The sequence below is a fragment of the Microbispora sp. ZYX-F-249 genome, assembly GCF_039649665.1.
In the GTDB taxonomy this organism is placed as follows: Bacteria; Actinomycetota; Actinomycetes; order Streptosporangiales; family Streptosporangiaceae; genus Microbispora; species Microbispora maris.
Window position 1 is genome coordinate 73,488 of the sequence record NZ_JBDJAW010000029.1, and the last position, 23,924, is coordinate 97,411.

Consider the following 23,924-nt stretch of genomic DNA (forward strand, 5'->3'; position numbering starts at 1 on the left):
GATTGCAAGCGGTTTCAGCGACACTTCGGCCGACCTTATTGATTCTGGGAGGCCTCATGAGTTCCGCCGAGCACTGGAATGTGCCCGGTTACAGGGTGACGCGCGAGCTGGGCGCGGGAGGCGGCGGCCGCGTCGTCCTCGCCGTCCACGAGCAGTCGGGCGCCACGGTCGCGATCAAGTACCTGTCGGAGGACCTGCGCCGGGACGAGGGGTTCGTCGCCCGCTTCCGGCAGGAGGCCCGCCTGCTCGTCGAGCTGGACGACCCGCACGTGGTGCGGCTCTACGAGTACCTGGAGACCGGTCAGGGCGCCGCGATCGTCATGGAACTGGTCGAGGGTCCCACCCTGCGGGCGCTGCTGCGCGAGCAGGGCCCGACCGGTCCCGAGGCCGCGCTCGCCGTCCTCAAGGGCTCCCTTCTCGGCCTGGCCGCCGCGCACGGGACCGGCGTCGTCCACCGCGACTACAAGCCCGAGAACGTGCTGGTCGCCACCGACGGGACGAGCAAGCTCGCCGACTTCGGCATCGCCGTGCGGGCCGGAGGGGCCCCGGCGCCCGCCGGCACCCCGCCGTACATGGCCCCCGAGCAGTGGACGGGCGCGGCCGCCTCGCCGGCGTCCGACGTGTACGCCGCCACGGCGGTCTTCTTCGAGTGCCTGACCGGGCACCGGCCGTACCGGGCGACCGAGCACGTCGTGCTGCGGCACATGCACCTGACCGCGCCCGTGCCGGTCGAGGAGATCCCCGGGCCGCTGCGGCAACTGGTCGCGCGCGGCATGGCGAAGGATCCCGCGCTGCGGCCGGCGAGCGCCGCCGCGTTCGTCGCCGAGCTGGAGGAGGCCGCCACGGAGGCGTACGGCCCGGCGTGGGAGGAGCGGGGCCGCCGCAGGCTGGCCGCGCTCGCCGCCGCCCTGGCCGCGACGTTCCCGCTGAACCGGGTGCGGTCCACCGAGACCGGCACCTCGCTGTTCACCACGACGCTGCGGGCGGTGCGGAGCAGGGGCGTCCTGCTCACCGCCGGGGCCGTGCTCATGGTGGTCGCGGCCGGCGGCATCGGCGCGTACGCACTCGGCTCGGCCGGCACGCGCACCGTCGCGGCGTCGCAGGACACGGGCCCGGGAGACACGGGCGTGCCCGCCGGGGCGTCCGCGTCGCCGGTCGCTCCCGAGGAGAGCCCTTCCGAAACTCCCTCCGCCGCATCGGAGGAGACGCCGCAGGTGAGCCCGGACGAGACCTCTCCGGAATCCCCCTCGCAATCCCCGTCGGCGGCGCCCGAGCAGGCGGCCACGCGGACGCCCACGGCCGGTCCGACGTCCGGCAGTCCGGCGCCCTCGGCCAAGGCGTCTCCCAAGCCGTCTCCCAGGATCTCGCCGAAGCCGTCCCCGTCACCCTCGCCCAAGCCGTCGCCCTCTCCGGCACCCCTGAAGGTCTCGGACCTCGACGTCGGCGGGCTGTCGTACAAGGCCGGGGCCGGCAAGGACGGCGCGACCGGCACCGGAACGGTCACCGTCAGGACCAGCGGACCGGGCAAGGTGACGCTGACCGTCCGCTTCACCGCGAACGGCACGGTGACCGCCACCCGCACGCTCACCCTCAGCGGTGCCACCTCCTACACCCGCACCGTCTCCGGCGACCTCGGCCGCGCGTGCTCGGGCACCTGGGGCATGAGCGTGACCACCGGCCCGGCCTCGCCGGGCGGCGCCCAGACCGCGACGGCCAAGGCTCCGGCGTGCCCGACCGCCGTCACCTCGGTGAAGGTCGGCACACCGGCCGTGTCCTCGACGGGGGTCGCGACGGCCACGGTGACGGTGGCCACCGACGGCACCGGGCCGGTCGACCTCACCGGCCGGTTCTCCGCGTCCTCGGCGGGCGGCGGCACGACGACGGTCCGCCTGTCCGGAGCGAAGACCTACACGCGGACGCTGTCGTACACCTTCTCGCGCCGCCCCTGCGGGGAGAACGTCACGTTCGGCGCCTCGACCGACCCGGCCGCCCCTGACGGCACGGCGTCGAGTTCGGTCACGGTGACCTGCCCCGCCTCGGTCGGCCAGGTGAGGGTGCAGGGCCTGTCCATCAGCGGGACCACGGCCACGGCCACGATCGCCGTCACCACGGGCAACACCTCCACGGTGCGGCTGAACCTCGCCTGGCTGACGGGCGGCTCCAGGGCGGCCACCACGACCTACAGCCTGTCGGGCAAGACCAGCTACACGGTCACCGCCACGTACACCTACTCCCGCTGGCCCTGCGACTCCTACGCGGTGACCGCGTCGACCTCACCGGCCGCGGCGGGCGGCGCCTCCACGCTCACCCGGAACACGGATTCCTGCATCAAATGACGCGGACAATACCTGACAATCCCATCTGACTAAGTCATGACTTTTCATCGTAATCGCGAGGTCATCACTAAGCTACGGTCTCGTCATTCGGCGGGGGCCCAGGCGATGAGGAGACAAGACCGTGATGCACGGCCAGACGGGCGCCTGGCGCGTCCCCGGCTACACGGAGATTCGTGAGCTCGGCACGGGGGGCGCCGGGCGCGTGGTGCTCGCGCGGCACGACGCCGACGACCTCCCGGTGGCGATCAAGTACCTGTCCGACGAGATGATGGCGGACCTCCACTTCGTCGCCCGGTTCCGGCACGAGGCCCGGCTGCTCGCCGCGATGGACCCCCACCCGCACGCGGTGCGGTTCTACGAGTACGTCGAGACCGCACGCGGTGCGGCCATCGTCATGGAGCTCGTCGACGGCGTCTCGTTGCGCGCCATGCTCCGCTCGGAGGGCCCGACCGGGCCCGAGGCCGCGCTCACCGTGCTGAAGGGCTCGCTGCTCGCCCTGGCCGCGGCGCACTCCATCGGCATCGTCCACCGGGACTACAAGCCCGAGAACGTCATGGTCGAAGCCGACGGCATCAGCAAGCTCGTCGACTTCGGCATCGCGGCGCAGGCCGGCGAAGGGGTCAGGGCGGCGGGGACGCCGCCGTACATGGCCCCGGAGCAGTGGGCGGGCGGAAAGGCCGGTCCGGCGAGCGACGTCTACGCCGCCACCGTCGTCTTCTTCGAGTGCCTCACCGGCGGCCGGCCCTTCCGGGCGCAGAACATGGCCGCGCTGGCCCGCCAGCACCAGGCGACCCCTCCGCCGGTCGACGAGGTGCCGCCCCCGCTGCGCGACCTCGTCGAGCGCGGCATGGCCAAGCGGCCCGAGGACCGGTACGCGTCGGCCGAGGAGTTCCTGCGGGAGCTCGAGACCGTCGCCGCCGGCGCGTACGGCCCGGCCTGGGAGGAGCGCGGACGGCGGCGGCTCGCCGCGCTCGCCGGGCTGCTCGTGCCGTTCTTCCCGCTCAAGGAGAAGGCCCCGGAGACCGGCACCGCCCTGGCCGAGACGAAGCTCGGCGGCCTGCTGGCCCAGACCCGCATGAAGATCGGCCTGACCCTGGCCGGGATGGTCGTGATCGCGGGCGGGACGGTGGCGCTGGTGCAGACCGTGAGCGGCACCACCCTGCAGGCGGGGACGACGATCGAGACGCCGAGCTCGCCCGCGGTCGACCCCTCGTCCATCGAGGTCGAGGACGATTCGGACCAGCCCCCGGCGGAGGAACCCTCCGAGGAGCCCACCGAGGAGCCGGAGGAGCCCACCTCAACACCGACGGCCACCCGTCCCAGCCCGCGCGCGTCGCAGCCGCCGGCCGTGCCCACCCCGACGCAGCGGCCGACCCGCAGGCCCAGCCCTTCGCCGAAGCCGAAGCCGAAGCCGACCGCGGAGCCCACGCCGAAACCGAAGCTTTCGCCCAAGCCCGTGCCCTCCGAGGAGCCCACGGTCACGGTGGACCCGCCCAAGAACACCCCGACCAGGCGGCCCGAGTCCACCCCGACCAGCAAGCCGCCCACGCAGCCGACCACCCAGCCCTCGCCGACGCAGAGCAGCTCCGAGCCGACCGCGACTCCGGTTGATCTGCCCACACTCACGTGACGCTCGGGTGGGTGGTGACGACGCCCCGTTCCCGCCACACTGGCCATGGGCGCATGCGCGGACGACACCGAAGGCGGCGGTAGATGCGTGAAGGCGTGACGGTCGCGGGGCACCGGCTCACCGGCCGCACCCGGAGCAGCGAGGTCGGTACCTGGGCGGACGCCCTCTCCCCCGACGGGCGGCCGTCCGGTGTGCTGCGGTTCGATCCTGTCTGGACGGCCCAGGCGCGCGAACGGATCGTCGCGGCCGTCGGCGCCGACGTCCGTCTCCAGCAGGGCGGCCCAATCGGCCTGCTGCCCGTGATCGACCTGGTGGCCGCGCGCGACGAGGTCTGGCTGATCACGGCCGGCGCGACGGCCGTCGCCGACCTGATGGGCGCCGGCCGGCTGGACGCGGGCGGCGCGGCGACCGTTCTCCTGGAGACCGCGCAGACGCTGCTCGCCGTACACGCCGCCGGGCTGGCCCACGGCGCGCTGCACCCCGGGACGGTCGTCGTCGGGGAGGACGGCGCGGTGCTGCTGGCCGAGCGCGGCCTGCTGCGGGCGATCCGGGGCGAGCACGCGTCCGCGGAGCAGGACGTCGCGGCCTGGGCCGCGCTCGCCGGCACGCTGGCCGCCGCCTGCGCCCGGGACCGTGCCGCGGCGGTGCTGCGGTGGGCGTCCACCGCCGCCCCGGCCCAGGGGCTCGCCGCCATGCGGGACACCCTGCTCGCCGAGCGTGAGGCGTTCCCCGGGATGGGACGGGACGGACTGGCCCATGCCGCACGCGGCCTCCACGCGCCCGTGCCCCCCGAGCTCCCCGTCGGCGCGGCGGTCGCCGCCTCTCCCGGTGGGGAGGCCGTGACCCTGCTCGACCTGTCCGGCACGGTGGACGACCCCGGCGACGTGATGATGCGGTTCGGGCCGGGAGTGCCCACCGAGACCACGGCGGCGCAGATCTGGCGGTCCGGGCAGACCGCCGCCGCCGTCACGGCCACCCAGGCCCGCGAGGCGGCTCCCCGCAGACGCCGAAGGCGTTCGACGGCATGGGCGGGCACCGCGCTGCTGGCGATCCTGATCGCCGCGGTGATCCTGTGGCTGCGCCAGCCGCCCGCCGAATCGCTCGCGGTGAGCGGCGTCGACGTCAAGGCGCCCAAGAAGACGGTGCGCTGCGACGGCAGAGCCGACTTCACGGGCGTCGTCACGACCAACGGCGAGGCCGGGACGATTCGCTACCTCTGGATCCGCAGCGACGACCGCGAGCCACTGGAGCAGGAGCAGCGGATCTCCTCGGGAGACACGTCGGTGAACCTCCCCCTGCACTGGAAGGTGACCGGATCGGGTTCGTTCAAGGGCACGGCCACGCTGCGGGTCCTGTCCCCCACGACGACCGGGAAACCGATCCAGGACAAGGCAAGTTTCACCTACAAATGCTGATTTCATTAGTGTGGCGCGCATGACGACGACCCCCGCCGGCTGGTATCCGGACCCGTACGGCTCCCCTCTCCTCCGTTGGTGGGACGGCACCCAGTGGACCGACGCCACCCACGCGCCCGAGCAGGAGGCCGGGGCCCCGCCCCAGCCGCAGTCCCAGCCCCAGCCCCAGACACAGCCGCAGTTCCAGACACAGCCCCAGTTCCAAACACAGCCACAGTTCCAGCAGGCCCAGTCTCAGCAGACTCAGTTCCAGCAGCCGGGGGGAGCGTGGGGTCCCCCGAACCACACGGCGCAGCTTCCCACGCCCGACTTCGGGGCGCCGCGGCGTCAGACGCCGGTGTGGCCGTGGATCGTGGGCGGCGTCGCCGCGGTCGTCGTCCTCGCGCTCGCCATCGGCGGCGCGGTCATCCTCCTGCACGACCGCGCCGTCCCGGTCGTCGCCCGGCCCGAGATCACCGCCACGGCGCCGCAGCTCGATCAGACCGTGCCGCCCCAGCCGGAGCCGCAGCAGTCCACGCCGCCGCTTCCCCAGCTCCCGCAGCCGTCCGGCGACCGCATCCAGGATCCGGCGACCGGCCTGTCGTACGCGTACCCGGGCGACGAGTGGCAGGTGCCGGAGTCGAAGAACGTCAACGACCCGTCCGACCCGAGGATGCCGCTGTGGACGAGCGGCTGCCAGATGACGTCCCAGGCGAACTACGACGGCAGGGGCGGCGACTGGGTGGGCAGCGTCTACACCGCCGAGGTGCCCCAGCTCTTCCCCTACAGCGGCCCGCAGAGCTTCGGGCAGCTCTCCCAGACGCTGCTGCTCGCCTACGACCCGCTCTTCTACGGCATCCAGCACGAGCGCAAGGTCCTGCGCAACGAGGCCACGACCGTGAGCGGCAAGCAGGGCTGGGTGATCGAGTTCGAGATGGACTTCACGAAGGTCGCCGAGGCCAACGGCCTGAAGTGGAAGAAGGAGAAGGGCGCGATCGTCCTGGTGGACCGCGGCCAGAACGCCCGTCCCGCGATGCTGTACATCTCGGTGCCCGACAACCTGGACCAGTCGGTCATCAAGCGTGTGCAGGACTCGCTCCAATCTCAGTGACGTCCCATTAGGCATGAGCATTACTCTTGAGCCATGACTGACCCGCTGGTCTGGATCGACTGTGAGATGACCGGGCTCGACCTCGGCCGCGACGCGCTGATCGAGGTGGCCTGCATAGTCACCGACAGCGAGCTGAACCAGCTGGATGAGGGCGTGGACGTCGTCATCAAGCCCCCCGCCGAGACGCTGGAGCAGATGTCCGAGGTCGTGCGGGAGATGCACACGGCCTCGGGCCTGCTGCGGGCCCTCTCGACGGGGGTGACCCTGGCGGAGGCCGAGGCCGTCGTGCTCGACTACATCCGCTCCCACGTGCCCGAGGCCAAGAAGGCGCCGCTGTGCGGCAACTCCATCGCGACCGACCGCTCCTTCATCGCGAGGGACATGCCGCTGGTGGACGCGTTCCTGCACTACCGCATGGTCGACGTGTCGTCGATCAAGGAGCTGGCCCGCCGCTGGTACCCCCGGGTCTACTTCGCCTCGCCCGAGAAGCAGGGCGGGCACCGCGCGCTCGCCGACATCACCGAGAGCATCCGCGAGCTGCGCTACTACCGCGCCGCGGTCTTCGTGCCGCAGCCCGGCCCCGACTCCGCCACAGCCCGGGAGGTCGCGGAGACCGTCTCCGGCCCCTGACCACCGCAGGCGGCGTTATTGGGGCGCGGAGGACTCCAAAATGCCGCTACACTTTCTTCGTACGCCTCGAACGGCGGACATGGTGGGTGTAGCTCAGCTGGCAGAGCGCCAGGTTGTGGTCCTGGATGTCGTGGGTTCAAGTCCCATCACTCACCCCAGACGGCGAACGGCCGGTCCCAGCGGACCGGCCGTTCGTTTTCTCATGCCCTTTTTCCTATCTCTGTATCCTCCGCGTGTATACCTTCGGCGTATAGTCTCGGATCATGACTGTTCCCCTCGCGTTGCTCGGCCTGCTGGAGCGGGAGCCGAGCCACGGATACGACCTGAAACGCGACTACGACACCCTTTTCGGCCGGGGCAAACCGCTGCCCTTCGGGCAGGTGTACTCCACGCTCGGCCGCCTGGCCAGGGACGGCAAGGTCACCGGGCAGAGCGAACCGGGCGACGGGCCGGAGCGCAAGCGCTACGCCATCACCCCCCTGGGCCGGCAGGAGGTCGCCACGTGGCTGGCCGAGCCGGTCGCGGCCGAGCCCTACCTGCAGACGGTGCTGTTCACCAAGGTCGTGCTGGCGCTGATGCTGGGCCGTGACGCGGCCGGCTACCTGGACGCGCAGCGCGCCACGCACATGCGGCGCATGCGGGAGCTGGCGGAGATCAAGCGCGGCGCCTCCCTGACCGACGCCCTGCTGGCCGACCACGCCATGTTCCACCTGGAGGCGGACCTGCGGTGGATCGACGTCACCCAGGCCCGGCTGGGGGCGCTGGCCGAGACGGTGCGTGCGTCATGATCATTGAAGCTCGGGAGGTCAGCCGCTCCTACGGCAGCACGCCCGCGTTGCGGGAGGCCAACCTGTCGGTGGCCGCGGGCGAGGTGCTGGCCGTCATGGGGCCCAGCGGCTCGGGCAAGTCGACGCTGCTGCACTGCCTGGCCGGCATCTTCACGCCCGACAGCGGCGAGGTCCGGTTCGACGGCCGCCGCCTGGACACCCTGGACGACGCCCGCCGCAGCGAGCTGCGGCGCACCGCCTTCGGCTTCGTCTTCCAGTTCGGCCAGCTCGTGCCCGAGCTGACCGCCGCCGACAACGTGATGCTGCCGCTGTTGCTGGGCCGTACCAGGAGAAAGCACGCCGAACGGCGGGCCGCCGAATGGCTGGAGCGGCTGGAGCTGGGCGACCTGAGCGGCCGGCGCACCGGGGAGCTGTCCGGCGGGCAGGCGCAGCGTGTGGCGATCGCCAGGGCGCTGGTCACCCGGCCACGGGTGGTCTTCGCCGACGAGCCGACGGGCGCGCTGGACTCGCTCACCGGCGAGCACGTGATGGACCTGCTGGTGGGCCTGGCCCGCGAGGAGGGCGCCACCGTGATCGTCGTGACGCACGACGCCCGGGTGGCCGCCTGCGCCGACCGGGAGGTCATGGTGCGCGACGGCCGGGTCTGCGATCCGTACGTCACCGGGGCCGTCCGATGATCCGGCTGGGCCTGCGGCTGTCGCTGAGCAGCGGCAGGGAGGCGGCGGCCAGGCTGGCGCTGATCGTCGCCGGGGTGGCGGCCGGTGTAGCGGTGCTGCTGGCCACGCTGTCGCTGTTCAACGCCTTCCAGGCCACGGGCGACCGCCCCTGCTGGGAGTGCGTGAACGGCTCGGCGCCCAGCGGCTGGGCCCTCGACGCGACGGCCGACGGCGCGCTGTGGAGCTACCACGAGGACTTCTACGAAGGCCGGACGATCAAAAGGCTCGACGCCGCCGCGCTCGGCGCCCGGGCGCCGGTCGTCCCCGGCCTGTCCCGCATGCCCGGCCCAGGGCAGTACTACGCCTCGCCCGCGCTGGCCGCGCTGCTCGACTCGGCACCGCGTGAGGAGCTGGCCACCCGCTTCCCCGGCACGCGGGCCGGGTTCATCGGCGACGCGGCGCTGTCCGGGCCCGACGAGCTGGTCATCGTGGTGGGACGGACGCCGGACCAGGTCGCCGGCCTGCCCGGCGCCATGCAGGTCGACGTGATCGACGCCCGGCCCGCGGCCGACGACGGCGCCGATGTCTACCGGTTCGGCTTCGCCGTCGCCGCCGTCGGGCTGATCGTCCCGCTGCTGGTGCTCGTGGGCACCGCCACCCGGCTGGCCGCGGCTCGCCGCGAGACCCGCTTCGCCGCGATCCGCCTGGTCGGCGCCACCACCCGGCAGATCAACGTGCTCGCGGCCGTGGACGCCGCGCTGGGCGCGCTGGCCGGCGCGCTGGCCGGTCTCGCGATCTTCCAGCTCGTACGGCCGGCCGTGGCCGGCCTGCGGATCACCGGCGCCCGGTTCTTCCCCGAGCTGGTCGCCCCGCACGTTTGGCAGTACGCGGCCGTGCTCGGCGGCGTGCCGGTCGCGGCGGCCTGCGCCGCCCTGTGGTCGCTGCGCCGGGTGCGGATCTCGCCGCTCGGCGTGGCGAGGAGGACCGCCGCGTCCCCGCCGAGAGCGTGGCGGGTGATCCCGCTGCTCACAGGGCTGGGGCTGTACGCGGGCCCGGTCTACCGGGACGGCAAGCCCGACGAGCTGCTCGCCGTCGTCGCACTCGCGCTGATCATGATCGGGCTGATGCTGGCCGGGCCCTGGCTGACCATGGTCGCCGCGCGCCTGGCCGCCCGGCTGACCCGGGGCGGGGCGACGCTGCTGGCCGCGCGGCGCCTGGCGGCCGACCCGAAGACCGCCTTCAGGTCGGTGAGCGGGCTGGTGCTGGCGGTGTTCATCGGGACGACGATCGCGGCCCTCGTGCCGGCGGTGGTCGCCGGCCAGCAGAAGGTGGCCGGAGGCACGCTCAACGACGTGCTGGGCGCCTCGTTCGCCCGGCCGGGCGTCTCCGGCCTGTCCCCGCGGGCGGGGACGGAGCTGCTCGCCCGGCTGCGCGCCCACCCGGGCGTGGAGGTGCTGCCGATCTACGCCAGAGCGGACATGGAGAAGGTCCCCCCGCGGCCCGACGGCCCGCCGCCCGCGCCGTACGTCGTCGAGTGCCCCGGCCTGGCCCGCTTCCCCGTGCTCGGACGCTGTCCCGGGGGCGCCCGGGCGGTGGCGGGCAACTTCGCCCGCATCGTCGGCGCCGACAACCCCCTCACCGTCGACCGGCTCCTTCCGCTGGCGGGCCCGGACAGCCCGCCCGCCTCCTCCGTCGACGGGCTCGACCTGGCGGCCGTCATGATCAGCACACGTGATCCGGCGGCACTGGAGCGGCTGCGCACCCTGCTGGCCGGTTACACCGTCGAAGCGCCGATGACCTTCGCCGAGGTCGCCCGGGTCAGGGCGGACCTGTACGTCCGGGCGGAGAACATCGCACTGGCCGTGATCGGGCTCACCCTGGTGGCCGGCGCCTGCGGCCTGGTCGTGGCGGCCGGCGGCGGGCTGGTGGAGCGCAGGCGGCCGTTCACGCTGCTGCGGCTGGCGGGCACGCCCACGCGCACCCTGGCCGCGGTGGTGCTGCTGGAGTCGGCGCTGCCGCTCCTCCTGGCCGCCGCGCTCGCGGCCGCCGCCGGTTTCGGCGTGGCCGAGCCGCTCCTCGACGCCCTCGCGATGAAGAGCGCGGCGTCCGCGCTGCCGGGACCCGTCTACTTCGCCTCCCTGGGCGGCGGCCTGGCCGCCTCCCTCCTGGTGATCCTCACGACGCTGCCGCTGCTGCGGCGCATGACCGCGCCCGACAACGCGCGTTTCGAATAGGAGCCCCCCGATGAAGCTCAGACCACTCGTGATCGCGCTGGCGTTACTCACCCCCGCCGTCGCGGCCGTACCCGCGGCGGAGGCGGCCGACGGAAGTTACACGGCCACGATCCGGCGCACCGAGTACGGCATCCCGCACATCACCGCCGACGACTACGGCGGCCTCGGATTCGGGTACGGCTACGCCTTCGCCCAGGACAACCTGTGCACGCTGGCCTCCTGGGTGGTGACGCTGCGCGGTGAGCGGTCCCGCTACTTCGGCCCGCTGGCCGAGTCCGACGACCCGGCCAAGCCGGTCGCCAACCTCGCCAGCGACGTCTACTACAAGAGCGTCGCCGGCTCGGGCGTCGTACGGCGGCTGCTGGCCCGGCCCGCGCCGGTCGGCCCGAGCGGCGAGCTGCGCCGCCTGGTCGACGGCTACGTCGCCGGATACAACCGCTACCTGGCGGACACCGGCGTGGCGAACCTGCCCGACCCCACCTGCCGGGGCAAGGCCTGGGTCGGCCCGATAACCGCCACCGACATGTGGCACAACCTGCTCGACCTCAGCCGGATGCTCTCCAGCTCGCCGCTCAAGGAGGCGATCACCGGGATCGCCGGACCGGAGGACGAGAAACCCCCGCCCAGGCCCGCGGCGGGCAGCAACGCCTGGGCCCTGGGGCGTCAGGTCACCCGCGGAGGCGGCGGCATGGTGCTGGCCGACCCGCACTTCCCCTGGCAGGGGATCCGCCGCTTCTACCAGGTCCAGCTCACCATTCCCGGCGTGCTCGACGTCTCCGGCGGCAGTCTGTACGGCACGCCGGTCGTCCAGATCGGCCACAACGCGAAGGTCGCCTGGACCCACACCGTCTCCCACGCCCAGCGCTTCAGCGTCTACCGGCTGGCACTCGCGGACGGCCGCAGCTACACGGTGGACGGCCGGGCGGAACCGATGGGCGAGCAGGAGGTGGAGGTCACGCTGCCGGACGGCACCGTCTCCGCCCACACGCTCCTCACCTCGCGCTACGGCCCGGTGCTCGCGGCCGGGCACACCGACGAGGCCGCGTACGCGCTGGCCGACGCGAACGCCGCCAACCTGCGGGCGGCCGACGAATGGCTGGCGATGGCCAGGGCGGGCAGCGTCGACGAGCTGCGCGCGGCCCAGCGGACCCACCAGGGGATGCCGTTCGTCCACACCCTCGCCACCGACGTGAGCGGGACCGCCTACTTCGCCGACACCTCGGTCGTCCCCCACGTCGGCGACGCCGCGGCGAAGCGCTGCGCCGAGCCTTCGCCCGTTCCGGGCCTGGACGCGTACGTGCTGGACGGCTCGACCTCCGCGTGCCTGTGGGGCAGGGACGGCGACGCCGTCGTGCCGGGCATCTTCGGGCCCGGCAGCCAGCCGACGCTGGTCCGCGCCGACTACGTGGCCAACTCCAACAACACCTACTGGATGACGAACCCGGCGAAGCCGCTCACCGGTTATCCCAAGGCGTACGGCGAGACGGGCACCGACCTGGAGCCGCGCCCCCGGGCCGGCCTCGACATGATCGCCCGGCGGCTGTCCGGCGCCGACGGACTCGGCGCGCCCGGCTTCACGCTGGAGACGCTGCAGGCCACGGTGCGGGGCAAGCGCAACCTCACTTTCGAGCTGATGCGCGACGACCTGCTGAAGATGTGCCGTGCCGACCGGTCTTCTCCAGGCTCCCGGGCGGACGTGCGCGAGGCCTGCCGGACGCTGGGCACGTGGGACGGGCGCGCCACCCTCGACGGCGAGGGCGCGATCCTCTGGCGGGAGTTCTTCACCCGGCTCCCTCATCCCGCGTGGCGGGTGCCGTTCGACCCCGCGCGTCCGCTGACCACCCCTCGCGGACTCAAGGACGACCCGGCCGTACGGCAGGCCCTCGCCGACGCCGTGCTGTTCTTCCGCTCCAACGGGATCCCGCTGACGCTCACTCCCGGGCAGGCCCAGAGCTACTCCTCCATCCCGATCCCCGGCTGCACGGAAGGGGAGGGCTGCTTCGACCGGGTGCGCATGCGCGGGCCGCTGGGCGTGGACGGACGCTACCCGGAGGTGGACACCGGCTCCAGCTTCATGATGGCCGTCGAGCTCACCCCCGGCGGGCCGCGTGCCCGCACCGTCCTCACCTACTCCCTGTCCGCAAACCCCGCCTCGCCGCATCACACCGACCAGACGGCGCTGTTCTCGCGCGGCGGGTGGGTCACCGAGCGCTTCACCGCCGCGGAGATCGCCGCCGATCCGCGTCTGAGGACCGTCACAGTCCGTGGAGGCGTTGACGCGGGCAAGTAAGCACTCGTTGCCCCAAAGGTGGATATTGCGGGTTATGCTCTCGCTCACAACCGCCGTGCGGGGGCCTCGGCGATCTCTGACGTCTTCGACGGAGGCCGGATGAGAATCGACGACCGCACCGCAATGGGACTGAGCAAGCGGGAGACCGAGGTCATGGAGTTGATCGCGACCGGTCACTCCAATGGCGAGATCGCCCAGCGGCTGTTCCTGAGCGAGAAGACCGTGAAGAACCACGTGAACCGCATCTACGCCAAGCTCGGGGTGGAGTCGCGGGTCAGGGCGATCTGCCGCTGGCGTGGCGAGGCCGAGCCCTCCTCAGGACAGTGACCGGCCGGCGCCGAGCAGAGCGGCGCGCAGTCCGGCGAGCCCGTACTCGAGCTCGTCGGGCTGGACGGACAGAGCCGGTCGCAGCCGCACCGACCGTTCGCCGCAGCGCAGCACCAGGATCGCGTGCTCCTCCCTGAGCCGGGCGACCAGCCCGCCGGGGTCGGGGACGTCGAAGGCGCACATGAGCCCGCGTCCGCGGGCGCCTGCGACCAGGCCGTCCGCCTCCAGTCCCCGCAGGGCGCCCAGCAGCTTCTCGCCCAGGATGGCCGCCCTGGGGATCAGGCCGTCCCGCTCGATGATCTCCAGCAGGCGGCGGGAGCGGACCATGTCGACCAGGCCGCCGCCCCAGGTGGAGTTGATCCTGCCGCTCACCCGGAACACGTTGTCGGGCACGAGGTCCACCCTGCGGCCCGCCATGATGCCGCCGACCTGGACCTTCTTCGCGAAGGCCACGATGTCGGGGGCCAGTCCCAACTGCTGGTACGCCCAGGGGGTGCCGGTCAGGCCGACGCCGGTCTGCACCTCGTCCACGACGAACAGCGCCTCGTACTCGTGGCAGAGCGCCTGCATCGCCTGGAGGAACTCCGGGCGCATGTGGTTGTCGCCGCCCTCGCCCTGGATCGGCTCGGCGATGAAGCAGGCGATGTCGTGGCGGAACCGCTCGAACGCCTCCCTGGCCTGCGCCAGGGCGCGCTTCTCGGCCCGTTCGACGTTCCCGAGGTGGATGGCGGGAACGTCGATGCGCGGCCAGCAGAACCGGGGAAACCTGTCGGTCTTGACCGGGTCGGTGTTGGTGAGCGAGAGCGTGTAGCCGCCCCGGCCGTGGAAGGCCCGGGTGAGGTGGAGGACGCGGGTGCCGAGTCCGGGGTGGCGGCCGTGGGCCTCATTCCAGCGGCTCTTCCAGTCGAAGGCGCACTTGAGCGCGTTCTCCACGGCCGCCGACCCGCCTTCGACGAAGAACAGGTGCGGCAGTTCGGGGTCGCCGAGCACGCGCCGGAACGTCTCCACGAACTCGGCGAGGTGGACGGTGTACATGTCGGAGTTGGCCGGCTTGTTGGCCGCCACCCGGCCGAGCAGTGCCACGAAGTCCGGGTCGTCGGCGAACGGGTTCACCCCGAGCGGCGACGACGCGAAGAACGTGTAGAAGTCGAGATACCTCCGGTCGTCGCGGGCGTCGACCAGCCAGGAGCCGGCGCTTCTGTCCAGGTCGAGCACAAGACGGTAACCGTCGACGAGCAGGTGCCGTGCGAGGGCGTCGTGTACGGCGGTGGGGTCCATTTCGCCTCCGCGTCATACTGGGAAACGAGATGATTCCCTCACACACGGCCATCTATGTGAATAGTTTTCGCCCAGATAGCACCTGTGGAGGACATCTTTCAGTCCGTAAGGGAAGGTTCGGCGTCCGAGAAGCTCATCACGGGCGGCCTGCGGGTGAACATCCTCGTCAGCGCGAGGAGGTAGCCGAGGCCCACCGCCATCCAGATCAGCCCCACCGTGAACGTGATGCCCGAGAGGCTGGTCCACAACCAGATCGTCAGCGCGAAGCCCACCAGCGGGACCAGGCCGTACCGGACCAGGTCGGCGGCCGACCGGCGCCGCTCGTCGACCAGGTAGTGCTTGACGACCGTGAGGTTCACCATGGAGAAGGCGATGAGCGCGCCGAAGTTGACCATGACGACGGCGTTGTCCAGGCTGATGAACAGCGCGACGAGCGAGACCGCCGACACCACGGCGGTGGCGACGGCCGGGGTGCGGAAGCGCGGGTGCAGCCGGGCGAACGCCGCGCGGGGCAGCACGCCGTCGCGGCCCATCGAGTAGAGGATCCGCGAGACGCTCGCCTGCGTGGCCATGGCCGATCCGAAGGCGCCGACCACGTAGATCGCGACGAAGATCGTCTCGAACGCGGCGCCGCCGAGCGCCGCCATGATGTCCACACCGGCCGTGTCGGCGTCGGCGAAGTCGTCGTAGCCGGGGTGGACGAGGCTGCCCATCCACGCGACCAGGACGAACAGCAGGCCGCCGAGGAGCGTGGTGAGCACGATGGCGCGCGGGATCGCCCGGCGGGGCTCCCTCGCCTCCTCCGACAGGGTGGAGACGGCGTCGAACCCGAGGAAGCTCAGCGCCAGGATCGCCGCCCCCGCGAACACGCCCTGCCCGGGAGTGAAGGAGGCGAAGGGCGACGCCGCGGGGTGACCGGCGAGGTGCTTCAGCGACAGCGCGACGAACACCGCGACCAGCACCACCGACAGCCCGACGACCAGGACGCTGACCCGGTTCATCACGGTGATGCCGAGGATGTTGAGCACGAGCACCAGCAGCAGCGCTCCCAGAGTGAAGATCCACTGGGGCACCCCGGGGAACTGGCTGTTCAGGTAGATCCCGATGAGCAGGAAGTTGACCATCGGCAGGAACAGGTAGTCCAGCATGAGCGTCCAGCCGGTCATGAAGCCGACATGGCCGCCGAAGGTCTGCTGGGTGTAGGTGTAGGCGGACCCGGCGGTGGGGTACGCCCTGGCCATCCTGCCGTAGCTGAACGCCGTGAACAGCATGACCACGAGGGCGACCACGTAGGCCGCGGGCAGGTGGCCCTCGGTGACCTGGGTGACGGCTCCGTACGTCGTGAAGACGGCCACCGGGGCGAGATAGGTCAGCCCGAACAGGGTCAGTCCGGGGACGCCGAGGACGCGCTTGAGTCCGGCGGGTTGGGTCATACGCCACTCCTGTGGGCTGGGGGGAAGGTTCTCACGCCGGCCGTCCACGTGCCGAGGACGGCCGTCCGGTCCGCGATGTCATGGGGGTCCAGCCGCCGGACGTCGCGGTCCAGCCAGACCAGGTCGGCCGCCTTTCCGGGGGCCAGGGCGCCGCGCTCGTCCTCGGCGAACGCCTGGTGGGCCACCCCGGCCGTGTAGGCCGACAGCGCCTCCTCGATGCCGATGCGCTCCCCGGGCAGCCAGCCGCCGGACGGCTCGCGCTCGGCGTTCTCCCGCGTCACCGCGACCGGCAGCCCGGCCAGCGGGCGGTGGTCGCTCACCGGCCAGTCGCTGCCGAACGAGACGCGCACCCCGGCCCGCAGCAGCGAGCCGATGAGGTACTGCCGCCGGGCCCGCTCCGGCCCGATCCTGGGGAAGGTCAGCTTCGTCATCGGGGGGTCGGTGCGCGCCCACAGGGGCTGGAGGTTGGCGATCACGCCGAGCCGGGCGAACCGCGGCAGGTCCTCCTCCGCCAGCATCTGCACGTGGGCGATCACCGGCCTGCGGTCGCGCGGGCCGTTCACCCGGGTCACGTGCTCGATCGCGTCGAGCGCCGTGCGGATGCCGGCGTCGCCGATCGCGTGCAGGTGCGCCTGCAGGCCCATCGCGTCCACCGCCGTGAGGGCTTCGAGCAGGTCGCCGAACGGCCAGACGGGCATGCCCCGGGTGCAGGGATCGTCGCTGTACGGCGCGAGCAGCGACGCCGTGCGGTTCTCCAGGATGCCGTCCAGGAAGAACTTCACCGTGTGGGCGGTGAGGCGGTCGTGGCCGAGCGCCCGCACCCGCTCCCGGTCGGTGGCGAACTCGGCGAGCTGCGCACGCCACCGCGCCGGGTCGGCGCGGAAGGCGAGGTTCACCCGGGTCGCCAGCAGTCCCCGGCGGGCCGCCTCCAGGTAGGCCTCGACCGTGCCGTGCTCCACCCACGCGTCCTGGATCCAGGTGACGCCGGCCGCGACGTACGCGGCGGTGGACGCGGCGAGCGCGGTGACGAGGTCCCCGGTCGTGCGGGCGGGGGCGGCGGCGAGGACGGCGTCGACGGCGTCCCACTCGATCATGGTCCCGAGCAGGTCGCCGTCCGGGCGCCGGGCGAAGCGGCCTCGCGGGGTGTCGGGCGTCGAGGCGTCCAGCCCGGCCCGCCGCATGGCCTCGGAGTTGCACCACAACGTGTGGTAGTCCCAGGCCCGCAGCGCGACCGGCCGGTCGGGCACCGCCTCGTCCAGCCAGTGGGCGTCGAACAGGCCGTCGGGGACGATCGTCGCGTCGTAGCCGCCGCCGACGATCCAGTCGGCGCCGGGATGGGCGGCGGCGTGGCGGCGCACCTCCTCCACGATCTCCTCGACCGTGCCGAGCCCCCTGACCCGCGGGCCCATCGCCTCGAACCCGGCGTGGTCCGGGTGGCAGTGCCCGTCGGCGAAGGCCGGCAGGAGCATTCCGCCGCCCAGGTCCACGCGTTCGTCGTGGTCACGCGCCAGGGCGGCGGCTCCGAGTGCCTCGATCCGGCCGTTCCGTACGGACAGGGCGTCGGTGGTCGTCCCGGTGCCCGTCCAGATCGTGCCGTTTGAGAAGAGGATGCGCGACATGGGCGTCCCCGATAAATCGAATGACGTTCGTTTAGTGGGATGAGGATAGGTTGTCGAAGGGCGAAGCGGAAGGGGGTTGCGGGCCGGATGCGACGGCGAGCGGGACGGCCGGCGACGCCGGTGCTGAGCAGACAGGCCATCGCGCGGGCCGCGCTGGCCCTCATCGACGACGCCGGAGCCGATGGCTTCTCCATGGCCGCCCTCGCCGGACGGCTGGGCGTCCGGCCGTCCTCGCTCTACAACCACGTGGCCGGCAAGGACGACATCCTGGCGGCGGTCCGCGAGATCGTCTCCGACGCCATCGACGCCTCGATGTTCGCCGAACTGCCCTGGGACGAGGCGCTGGTGCGGTGGGCCCACGGCTACCGCGACGCGTTCGCCGCGCATCCGCCCGCGATCTCGTTGCTGGCCACGCAGCCGATCACCGGCGCCCTGCGCACGCTGCGGATGTACGAGGAGGTCGTGGCCGGCCTGCGGCGTGGCGGCTGGCCCGAGGCGATGGTCATCCCGGTGATGGTGGCCGTGGAGTCCTTCATCCTCGGCTCGGCGCTCGACCTGGTGGCGCCGCCCGACATGTTCGACGCCGGGCCGCTGGCCGATCAGGTCCCGGTCTTCGCGGCCACGGTGCGCGCCCGCGACGAGGCCGCCGCTTCGGGCGGACGCCCGCCGGCGGACCTGTCCTTCGAGGTCGGACTGGCGGCGATCGTGGACGGACTACGGCGGACGCTCTCCACCTTGGGGTGACGAAACAGAAGTCTTTGTGTACTTTTGCTTCAGATTCCGTGGTCGTGCACGGATATCAGCGATCTTTTCTGAGGCAGGGATGATGATCGACCGTACTCGCCTGGCCCGGCTCCTCGACCGCGAGCGCGCCGCGTTCCGGGAGCGCAACCCGCGCTCGGCCGCCGCGTACGAGCAGGCGAGAGGCCACCTGTTCGGCGGCGTGCCGATGACGTGGATGAACAAGACGGCGGCGGGTTTCCCGCTGTACCTGGCCGAGGCGCACGGCGCCCGCGTCACCGACCTGGACTGCCACGAGTACGTCGACCTCTGCCTCGGCGACACGGGCGCGATGGCGGGCCACTCGCCCCGGGCCACCGTGGAGGCGGTGGCCGACCGGTTCGGCCGGCTGGGCGGGGCCACGGTCATGATGCCGACCGAGGACGCCGCCTGGGTCGGCGCCGAGCTGGGCCGGCGGTTCGGCCTGCCCTACTGGAGCTTCTCGCTCACGGCCACGGACGCCAACCGGTGGGCGATCCGGCTGGCCAGGGCCATCACCGGCAGGCCCAAGATCCTCGTGAACAGCTACTGCTACCACGGCAGCGTCGACGAGGTGCTGATCGTGGTCGGCCCGGACGGCGAGCAGGTCTCGCGTGAAGGCAACGTCGGCGCGCCGGTCGACCCCACCGTCACCTCGCGCGTCGTCGAGTTCAACGACCTGCCCTCGCTGGAGCGCGAACTGGCCTACGGCGACGTCGCGGCGGTCCTCATGGAGCCCGCCCTCACCAACATCGGGATCGTGCTGCCCGAGCCGGGTTACCTGGAGGGCGTGCGGGAGCTGACCCGGCGGTACGGCAGCCTGCTGATCAACGACGAGACGCACACCCTCTCGGCGGGGCCGGGCGGCTGCACGAAGGCGTGGGACCTGCACCCCGACATCGTCACGATCGGCAAGGCGATCGGCGGCGGCATCCCCAGCGGCGGGTACGGCCTGTCCGCCGAGGTCGCGGCGCGCATCGAGGCGATGGAGGGCCTCGACCTGGTCGACATGGGCGGCGTCGGCGGCACGTTGGCCGGCAACGCCCTGTCGGTCGCCGCGATGCGCGCGACGCTGGAGCACGTGCTCACCGACGACGCGTTCGCCGCCATGACCGAGCTGGCGACCCGCTTCACCAAGGGCGTCCAGGAGGTGATCGACGCCTACGGCCTGCCGTGGTCGGTCACCCAGCTCGGTGCGCGCGCCGAGTATCGCTTCACCAGCCCGGCGCCCCGCGACGGCGGCGAGTCGAACGCGGCAGGCGACCCCGACCTGGACGACTACCTGCACGTCTACCTGGCCAACCGGGGCGTGCTGCTCACGCCGTTCCACAACATGGCGCTGATGTCGCCCGCCACCACCGAGGCGGACGTGGACCTCCACCACGAGGTGTTCGCCGCGGCCGTGGCGGACCTGGTCTCGTGAGCCCCGCCGCATGAACGTGGACGAGATCGACAGGGTCCTGCTGCGCGAGCTGCAGCGGGACGGCCGGGCCTCCTACACCGCGCTGGCCGAGGCCACCGGCCTGTCGGCGCCCGCCGTACGGCAACGCGTGCAGCGGCTGCGCGACGAGGGCGTCGTGCAGATCGTCGGCGTCACCGACCCGATGGCGCTGGGCCTGCCGGTCATGGCGCTGATCGGCGTCCGCGTCGACAGCGACGTGCACGAGGTCGCCGACCGGATCAGCGAGCTGTCCGGCGTGATCTACGTGGTGCTCACGGCGGGCTCGTTCGACCTGTTCGCCGAGGTGGTGTGCCGGGAGCCGGCCGAGCTCCTGACCGTGCTCAACGACCACGTCAAGCGGGTGCCGGGCGTCACCCGGGCCGAGGCGTTCACCTATTTCGGGATCCACACCCACCGGTTCGCCTGGCCCGGCGTGTGAGGCCCTAAAGGGCTTTCAGGAACCGCGCGGCGATGGGCACGGCGGCGCCACGGCCGGTGCCGCCGTGCTCGACGAACACGGCGAAGGCGAGGTCGCCCCGATAACCGATGAACCAGGCGTGGTCCTGCCCGCCCTGCCAGTCCTCGGCGGTGCCGGTCTTGCCCGCGACCCCCTGGGGCAGCTCCGACCCGGCGGCGGTCCCGTCGACCGTGACCGCGCTCATCAGCGAACGCAGTCCCTCCGCCACGTTGGACGGCAGAGGCACGCTCTGCGGCAGCTCCCCCTGCGACGCCTCGTCCGCCAGCGGGCGAGCCGGCCGCCACTCGCCGCTCTCCACGGCGGCGGCGACCAGCGCCATGCACAGCGGGGTCGCCTCGACCGTGCCCTGGCCGAATGAGTCCTCCGCGAGCGCGTCCGGGTTCTCCGGCCGCCGCAGGCTGCCGCACGTGCTCGTGCCGCCGCTCTCCCCCGGCACCCCGAAGCCGAACGCCCTGGCCTGGTCGACCAGCGTGTCGCCGCTCAGCCGCTCGATCGTCAGCCGGGCGAACGTGGTGTTGCACGACAGGGCGAACGCCTGCCGCAGCGTCACCGTCCCGTGGTTCTCGTTGCGGTAGTTGGGGATCGACCGGTGCATCGGGATCTGGTAGGCCGCCGGGCAGTCCACCGTGCTGTCCGGGGACAGCCCGTTGCCGAGCAGCGCCGCCGCCGTGATCGTCTTGAACGTCGAGCCGGGTGCGTACTTGCGCTCGAACGCCCCGCGGCCGCCCAGGCGGTCGGCGACCGCGAGGATCTCCCCCGTCGACGACCGCACGGCCACGATGGCGCCGCGCTGCACGCCGTCGAGCGCCCGGGCCGCCGCGGCCTGCGTCGCGTAGTCGATCGTGGTCCGTACGCCGGCCGGCCGCTTGTCCGGCTTGTAGGACAGGACGGTCTTCGACGGCAGGCCCGGATTGTCGACCTCGAGCGTCCACCCCACGGCCACGCCCGTCGCGGGCGCCACTCCCTGGTCCACCAGGTTCTGGAGGTACGCCTCGGCGCCCGAGTTGCGCGGGAACTCCCGCCCGCCCCTGGTCACCGGCTGCAGCGGTCCCACCTCCGGCGCGGTCCTGACGAGACTGCCGCCCGGCTGGATCTCCGGATGCAGGACCGACGGCGTCCAGAGCACCTTCCAGGTGAGGTCCCGCACGGCGAGATGCAGGCTGGAGTCGAAGCGCCAGGTGCCGGCGTCCTGCTCGTCCCGCTCCTGTGTGAACGGGATCTCGGCCGTCTCGTCCCCGGTGCGGACCATGTCGCCGACCGCGATCCGCAGCGAGCGGGACAGAGCGGCGTCCTCGAACGCGCGGTGCTGGTCCGCGAAGTCGCCGGGGGGCTCGTCGACCAGGTCGCGCATGGCGTCGTAGTCGCCCTTGACCCAGGCCTGGAAATAGGCGGCGGCCGTCTCGTCCGGAGAGCCTTCCGGGGAGCCTGCGGGGGACGGCTCGGGACTCGACTCGGGGCGAAGCTGAAGCGTCTGCGGGCCGGCGGGAGCGAGTGTCCCCCGCGGCGCGGCGACGAAGTCCGAGTCGGTCCCCTGCCTGCCGGAGACAATGAGTCCGACAACGCCGAAGACGAAGATGGCCGCGGCGACCATGACGAGGGCGAGCAGGGCCCTGTTCCGCATACGGTTCTCATATCACGCGAAAGGAGTCATAGGTGGCAAGGAGCAGAGAACCGTTGCCAGGCCGCTACCCGGTGACCTTCGGCGAGGTGGAGCTCCTGCGCGATCTCGACCGGCCGGACGGATGGATGCTGATCAGGGACGGCGTCCCCCAGTCGTACGTGGACCTGACCGATCCCACCTATCTGGACTTCTCCTACACCCAGCTCATGGCGAGCGTGATCGACTGCCTGCCCGATGGCCCGCTCGACGCCGTCCACATCGGTGGCGGAGCCTGCACGATCCCGCGCTACGTCTCCGCCCGGCGGCCCGGTTCCCGGCACATCGTCGTGGAGCCGGACGCCGCACTGGTCCAGCTCGTGCGCGACCAGCTCAGCCTCAAGTCGGTGCCCCGGCTGAAAGTCCGGGTCGTGGGCGGCCGCGCGGCGATGGCGGACCTCGGGGACGACTCGGCCGACCTCTTCGTGCTCGACGCGTTCACGGGGGCGACGATGCCCGTCGAGCTGGCGACCGTCCAGTACATGGCGGAGATCGCGCGCGTACTGCGTCCCTCCGGCACGGCGCTGATCAACGTGGCGGACGGCAAGGGCCTGCCCTTCGTCAAGCGGGTCGCCTCCACGGTGAGCCGCGTCTTCCCGCACGTCGCGCTGCTTGCCGAGCCCGGCATCCTGCGCGGGCGCAGGTTCGGCAACGTCATCCTGGCGGCCTCGCCCGGCGATCTGCCGATCGAGGGACTGACCAGGAAGGCGGCCGGCGGCCTCACGCAGGCCAGGTGCGTGGCCGACGAGGACCTCACCCGGCTGGTCGCGGGGGCCGCCCCCATCCGCGACGGCGACGCCGTCCTCTCCCCCGTCCCCCCGCCCGGCCTGTTCGAGTAGCCTGCGCCGATGGAGATCATCCAGGCGAATCGCGCGCTGCTGAGCCGGCTTCTGCCGGACGCCGAGCCGGACGACCTCATCGTCCGCCACGGGCAGTTCCACCAGGTGGTGATCGGCGCGGACCGTGTCGTGTGCCTGCCTCGCACGGCAGCGGCGGCCGCCCGGCTGCCGTACAGGGCCGCTGTCCTGCGCCTGCTCGCCGGGCTCGACCTCGGCTTCGCCACGCCTCGGCCGCTGGCGGAGGGCGGCGAGCACGGCACGGACGAGCCGCCGTTTCTCGTCCTCAGCCGCGTGCCCGGAGCCCCGCTGGAGGCCGCCGCACTCGACAATCCCCGGGTGGCCGAGGCCGCGGCGGCGCAGTACGTCACGCTCCTGACCGAACTGGCCAGGAACGGCGCTGAGGCAGGCCGTGCGGGGAAGAAGGTGCGTGCGACCCTGCCGGCACCCCAGGAAGATCGGTGGCGACGGTTCGCAGCGGACGTCCGCTCCGAACTGTTCGGGCTCATGTCCGGGGAGGGGCGCCAACGAGCCGAGCAGGAACTCGCGGCACTCGACCGCCTTCCTCACCTCGCCCACGCGCTGGTGCACGGTGATCTCGGCGCCGAGAACGTCCTGTGGGAGTGCCACGACGGACTGCCTGTGCTCACCGCCGTGATCGACTGGGATGAGGTCACGATCGGCGATCCCGCCGAGGACCTGGCGGCCGTCGACGCCAGCTACGGCACGCGTTTCCTGCATCGGGTGCTCGAACTGGGCGGCTGGTCGGACAGCACGATGACCACCCGCATCGCCGCGATTCGCGCCACCTTCGCCCTGCAGCAGGCCCTGTCCGCGCAGCGGGACGGCGACGACGCGCAACTGGCGGACGGCCTGACCGGCTACCGCTGACTCCATCCCGGAGCGATCGCTGTGATCACAGCATCCCCTTCCTCCCGTCGTGGTCGTCATTCCCGCACCCGCCTGGTCCGGGCCGGGTGGTCCGGGCTGGGCGGGCCGGGTGGTCCGGGCTGGGCGGGCCGGGTGG

General features: G+C 72.4%; 19 protein-coding genes and 1 tRNA gene. 16 read left to right on the forward strand and 4 right to left on the reverse strand.

The features are described from left to right. The first annotated feature begins 56 nt into the window (after nucleotides 1–56). The 11 genes from AAH991_RS28730 (at nucleotide 57) to AAH991_RS28780 (ending at nucleotide 13,396) form a co-directional block, all read left to right on the forward strand. Nucleotides 57–2,336, forward strand: coding sequence for a protein kinase domain-containing protein (locus AAH991_RS28730; protein WP_346229041.1), 2,280 nt, complete (start codon nucleotides 57–59; stop codon nucleotides 2,334–2,336). A gap of 124 nt (nucleotides 2,337–2,460) precedes the next feature. Then, on the forward strand, nucleotides 2,461–3,966 hold the full coding sequence (locus tag AAH991_RS28735) for a serine/threonine protein kinase (RefSeq protein WP_346229042.1): 1,506 nt from the start codon (nucleotides 2,461–2,463) through the stop codon (nucleotides 3,964–3,966). 83 nt (nucleotides 3,967–4,049) lie between these two features. Beyond that, nucleotides 4,050–5,381, forward strand: coding sequence for a protein kinase family protein (locus AAH991_RS28740; protein ID WP_346229043.1), 1,332 nt, complete (start codon nucleotides 4,050–4,052; stop codon nucleotides 5,379–5,381). Nucleotides 5,382–5,400: 19 nt separating this feature from the next. After that, nucleotides 5,401–6,471 carry a DUF2510 domain-containing protein gene (locus AAH991_RS28745; protein WP_346229044.1) on the forward strand — a complete coding sequence of 357 codons (1,071 nt, stop codon included), beginning with the start codon at nucleotides 5,401–5,403 and terminating at the stop codon, nucleotides 6,469–6,471. 33 nt (nucleotides 6,472–6,504) lie between these two features. Then, nucleotides 6,505–7,101 (forward strand): oligoribonuclease, encoded by a 597-nt coding sequence (gene orn, locus AAH991_RS28750; RefSeq protein ID WP_346229045.1) that lies wholly within the window; start codon nucleotides 6,505–6,507, stop codon nucleotides 7,099–7,101. Between the two features lie 82 nt (nucleotides 7,102–7,183). Then, nucleotides 7,184–7,259, forward strand: a tRNA-His gene (locus AAH991_RS28755). A gap of 105 nt (nucleotides 7,260–7,364) precedes the next feature. Further along, the gene (locus tag AAH991_RS28760; protein ID WP_346229046.1) at nucleotides 7,365–7,889 is read left to right on the forward strand and encodes a PadR family transcriptional regulator; all 525 of its coding nucleotides are present in this window, start codon (nucleotides 7,365–7,367) and stop codon (nucleotides 7,887–7,889) included. After that, nucleotides 7,886–8,566, forward strand: a complete 681-nt coding sequence (locus AAH991_RS28765) for an ABC transporter ATP-binding protein (protein ID WP_346229047.1) — start codon at nucleotides 7,886–7,888, stop codon at nucleotides 8,564–8,566. Before AAH991_RS28760 ends, AAH991_RS28765 begins: the two co-directional genes overlap by 4 nt. Next, a complete protein-coding gene (locus tag AAH991_RS28770) occupies nucleotides 8,563–10,779 on the forward strand; it encodes an FtsX-like permease family protein (RefSeq protein WP_346229048.1) in 2,217 nt (738 codons plus the stop codon). Before AAH991_RS28765 ends, AAH991_RS28770 begins: the two co-directional genes overlap by 4 nt. Before the next feature lie 10 nt (nucleotides 10,780–10,789). Continuing rightward, nucleotides 10,790–13,069 carry a penicillin acylase family protein gene (locus tag AAH991_RS28775; protein WP_346229049.1) on the forward strand — a complete coding sequence of 760 codons (2,280 nt, stop codon included), beginning with the start codon at nucleotides 10,790–10,792 and terminating at the stop codon, nucleotides 13,067–13,069. Between the two features lie 99 nt (nucleotides 13,070–13,168). Next, nucleotides 13,169–13,396, forward strand: a complete 228-nt coding sequence (locus AAH991_RS28780) for a helix-turn-helix domain-containing protein (protein ID WP_169986625.1) — start codon at nucleotides 13,169–13,171, stop codon at nucleotides 13,394–13,396. Here AAH991_RS28780 and lat read toward each other — a convergent pair. The 3 genes from lat to AAH991_RS28795 form a co-directional block, all read right to left on the reverse strand. Further along, nucleotides 13,385–14,674 (reverse strand): L-lysine 6-transaminase, encoded by a 1,290-nt coding sequence (gene lat / locus AAH991_RS28785; RefSeq protein WP_346229050.1) that lies wholly within the window; start codon nucleotides 14,672–14,674, stop codon nucleotides 13,385–13,387. The two genes, AAH991_RS28780 and lat, sit on opposite strands and share 12 nt — an antisense overlap. 98 nt (nucleotides 14,675–14,772) lie before the next feature. Then, nucleotides 14,773–16,107, reverse strand: a complete 1,335-nt coding sequence (locus tag AAH991_RS28790; RefSeq protein ID WP_346229051.1) for an APC family permease — start codon at nucleotides 16,105–16,107, stop codon at nucleotides 14,773–14,775. Next, nucleotides 16,104–17,726 carry an amidohydrolase gene (locus AAH991_RS28795; protein ID WP_346229052.1) on the reverse strand — a complete coding sequence of 541 codons (1,623 nt, stop codon included), beginning with the start codon at nucleotides 17,724–17,726 and terminating at the stop codon, nucleotides 16,104–16,106. The genes AAH991_RS28790 and AAH991_RS28795 overlap by 4 nt, the downstream gene beginning before the upstream one ends. 87 nt (nucleotides 17,727–17,813) lie before the next feature. On the opposite strand from AAH991_RS28795, the gene AAH991_RS28800 reads away from it, so the two are divergent. From AAH991_RS28800 to AAH991_RS28810, 3 genes are all read left to right on the forward strand, one after another. Further along, nucleotides 17,814–18,470: a TetR/AcrR family transcriptional regulator C-terminal domain-containing protein gene (locus AAH991_RS28800; RefSeq protein ID WP_346229053.1), complete on the forward strand. Its 657-nt coding sequence runs from the start codon at nucleotides 17,814–17,816 to the stop codon at nucleotides 18,468–18,470. A gap of 79 nt (nucleotides 18,471–18,549) precedes the next feature. Continuing rightward, nucleotides 18,550–19,908, forward strand: coding sequence for a transaminase (locus AAH991_RS28805; RefSeq protein ID WP_346229054.1), 1,359 nt, complete (start codon nucleotides 18,550–18,552; stop codon nucleotides 19,906–19,908). A gap of 10 nt (nucleotides 19,909–19,918) precedes the next feature. Continuing rightward, the gene (locus AAH991_RS28810; RefSeq protein WP_346229055.1) at nucleotides 19,919–20,365 is read left to right on the forward strand and encodes an Lrp/AsnC family transcriptional regulator; all 447 of its coding nucleotides are present in this window, start codon (nucleotides 19,919–19,921) and stop codon (nucleotides 20,363–20,365) included. 4 nt (nucleotides 20,366–20,369) lie between these two features. Here AAH991_RS28810 and AAH991_RS28815 read toward each other — a convergent pair whose 3' ends face one another. Then, entirely contained in the window at nucleotides 20,370–22,025 is a 1,656-nt protein-coding gene (locus tag AAH991_RS28815) for a penicillin-binding transpeptidase domain-containing protein (protein WP_346229056.1), read from the reverse strand. 32 nt (nucleotides 22,026–22,057) lie between these two features. Here AAH991_RS28815 and AAH991_RS28820 point away from each other — a divergent pair, with 32 nt between their 5' ends. Continuing rightward, nucleotides 22,058–22,900, forward strand: coding sequence for a spermidine synthase (locus tag AAH991_RS28820; RefSeq protein WP_346229057.1), 843 nt, complete (start codon nucleotides 22,058–22,060; stop codon nucleotides 22,898–22,900). A gap of 9 nt (nucleotides 22,901–22,909) precedes the next feature. Beyond that, a complete protein-coding gene (locus tag AAH991_RS28825; protein WP_346229058.1) occupies nucleotides 22,910–23,788 on the forward strand; it encodes a phosphotransferase family protein in 879 nt (292 codons plus the stop codon). Nucleotides 23,789–23,924 lie beyond the last annotated feature (136 nt).

Excerpts from the sequence above, each read along its gene's own strand:
- AAH991_RS28730 (WP_346229041.1), top strand. The coding sequence starts at position 57 with ATGAGTTCCGCCGAGCACTGGAATGTGCCCGGTTACAGGGTGACGCGC.
- AAH991_RS28735 (WP_346229042.1), top strand. The coding sequence starts at position 2,461 with ATGCACGGCCAGACGGGCGCCTGGCGCGTCCCCGGCTACACGGAGATT.
- AAH991_RS28740 (WP_346229043.1), top strand. The coding sequence starts at position 4,050 with ATGCGTGAAGGCGTGACGGTCGCGGGGCACCGGCTCACCGGCCGCACC.
- AAH991_RS28745 (WP_346229044.1), top strand. The coding sequence starts at position 5,401 with ATGACGACGACCCCCGCCGGCTGGTATCCGGACCCGTACGGCTCCCCT.
- orn (WP_346229045.1), top strand. The coding sequence starts at position 6,505 with ATGACTGACCCGCTGGTCTGGATCGACTGTGAGATGACCGGGCTCGAC.
- AAH991_RS28760 (WP_346229046.1), top strand. The coding sequence starts at position 7,365 with ATGACTGTTCCCCTCGCGTTGCTCGGCCTGCTGGAGCGGGAGCCGAGC.
- AAH991_RS28765 (WP_346229047.1), top strand. The coding sequence starts at position 7,886 with ATGATCATTGAAGCTCGGGAGGTCAGCCGCTCCTACGGCAGCACGCCC.
- AAH991_RS28770 (WP_346229048.1), top strand. The coding sequence starts at position 8,563 with ATGATCCGGCTGGGCCTGCGGCTGTCGCTGAGCAGCGGCAGGGAGGCG.
- AAH991_RS28775 (WP_346229049.1), top strand. The coding sequence starts at position 10,790 with ATGAAGCTCAGACCACTCGTGATCGCGCTGGCGTTACTCACCCCCGCC.
- AAH991_RS28780 (WP_169986625.1), top strand. The coding sequence starts at position 13,169 with ATGAGAATCGACGACCGCACCGCAATGGGACTGAGCAAGCGGGAGACC.
- lat (WP_346229050.1), bottom strand. The coding sequence starts at position 14,674 with ATGGACCCCACCGCCGTACACGACGCCCTCGCACGGCACCTGCTCGTC.
- AAH991_RS28790 (WP_346229051.1), bottom strand. The coding sequence starts at position 16,107 with ATGACCCAACCCGCCGGACTCAAGCGCGTCCTCGGCGTCCCCGGACTG.
- AAH991_RS28795 (WP_346229052.1), bottom strand. The coding sequence starts at position 17,726 with ATGTCGCGCATCCTCTTCTCAAACGGCACGATCTGGACGGGCACCGGG.
- AAH991_RS28800 (WP_346229053.1), top strand. The coding sequence starts at position 17,814 with ATGCGACGGCGAGCGGGACGGCCGGCGACGCCGGTGCTGAGCAGACAG.
- AAH991_RS28805 (WP_346229054.1), top strand. The coding sequence starts at position 18,550 with ATGATGATCGACCGTACTCGCCTGGCCCGGCTCCTCGACCGCGAGCGC.
- AAH991_RS28810 (WP_346229055.1), top strand. The coding sequence starts at position 19,919 with ATGAACGTGGACGAGATCGACAGGGTCCTGCTGCGCGAGCTGCAGCGG.
- AAH991_RS28815 (WP_346229056.1), bottom strand. The coding sequence starts at position 22,025 with ATGCGGAACAGGGCCCTGCTCGCCCTCGTCATGGTCGCCGCGGCCATC.
- AAH991_RS28825 (WP_346229058.1), top strand. The coding sequence starts at position 22,910 with ATGGAGATCATCCAGGCGAATCGCGCGCTGCTGAGCCGGCTTCTGCCG.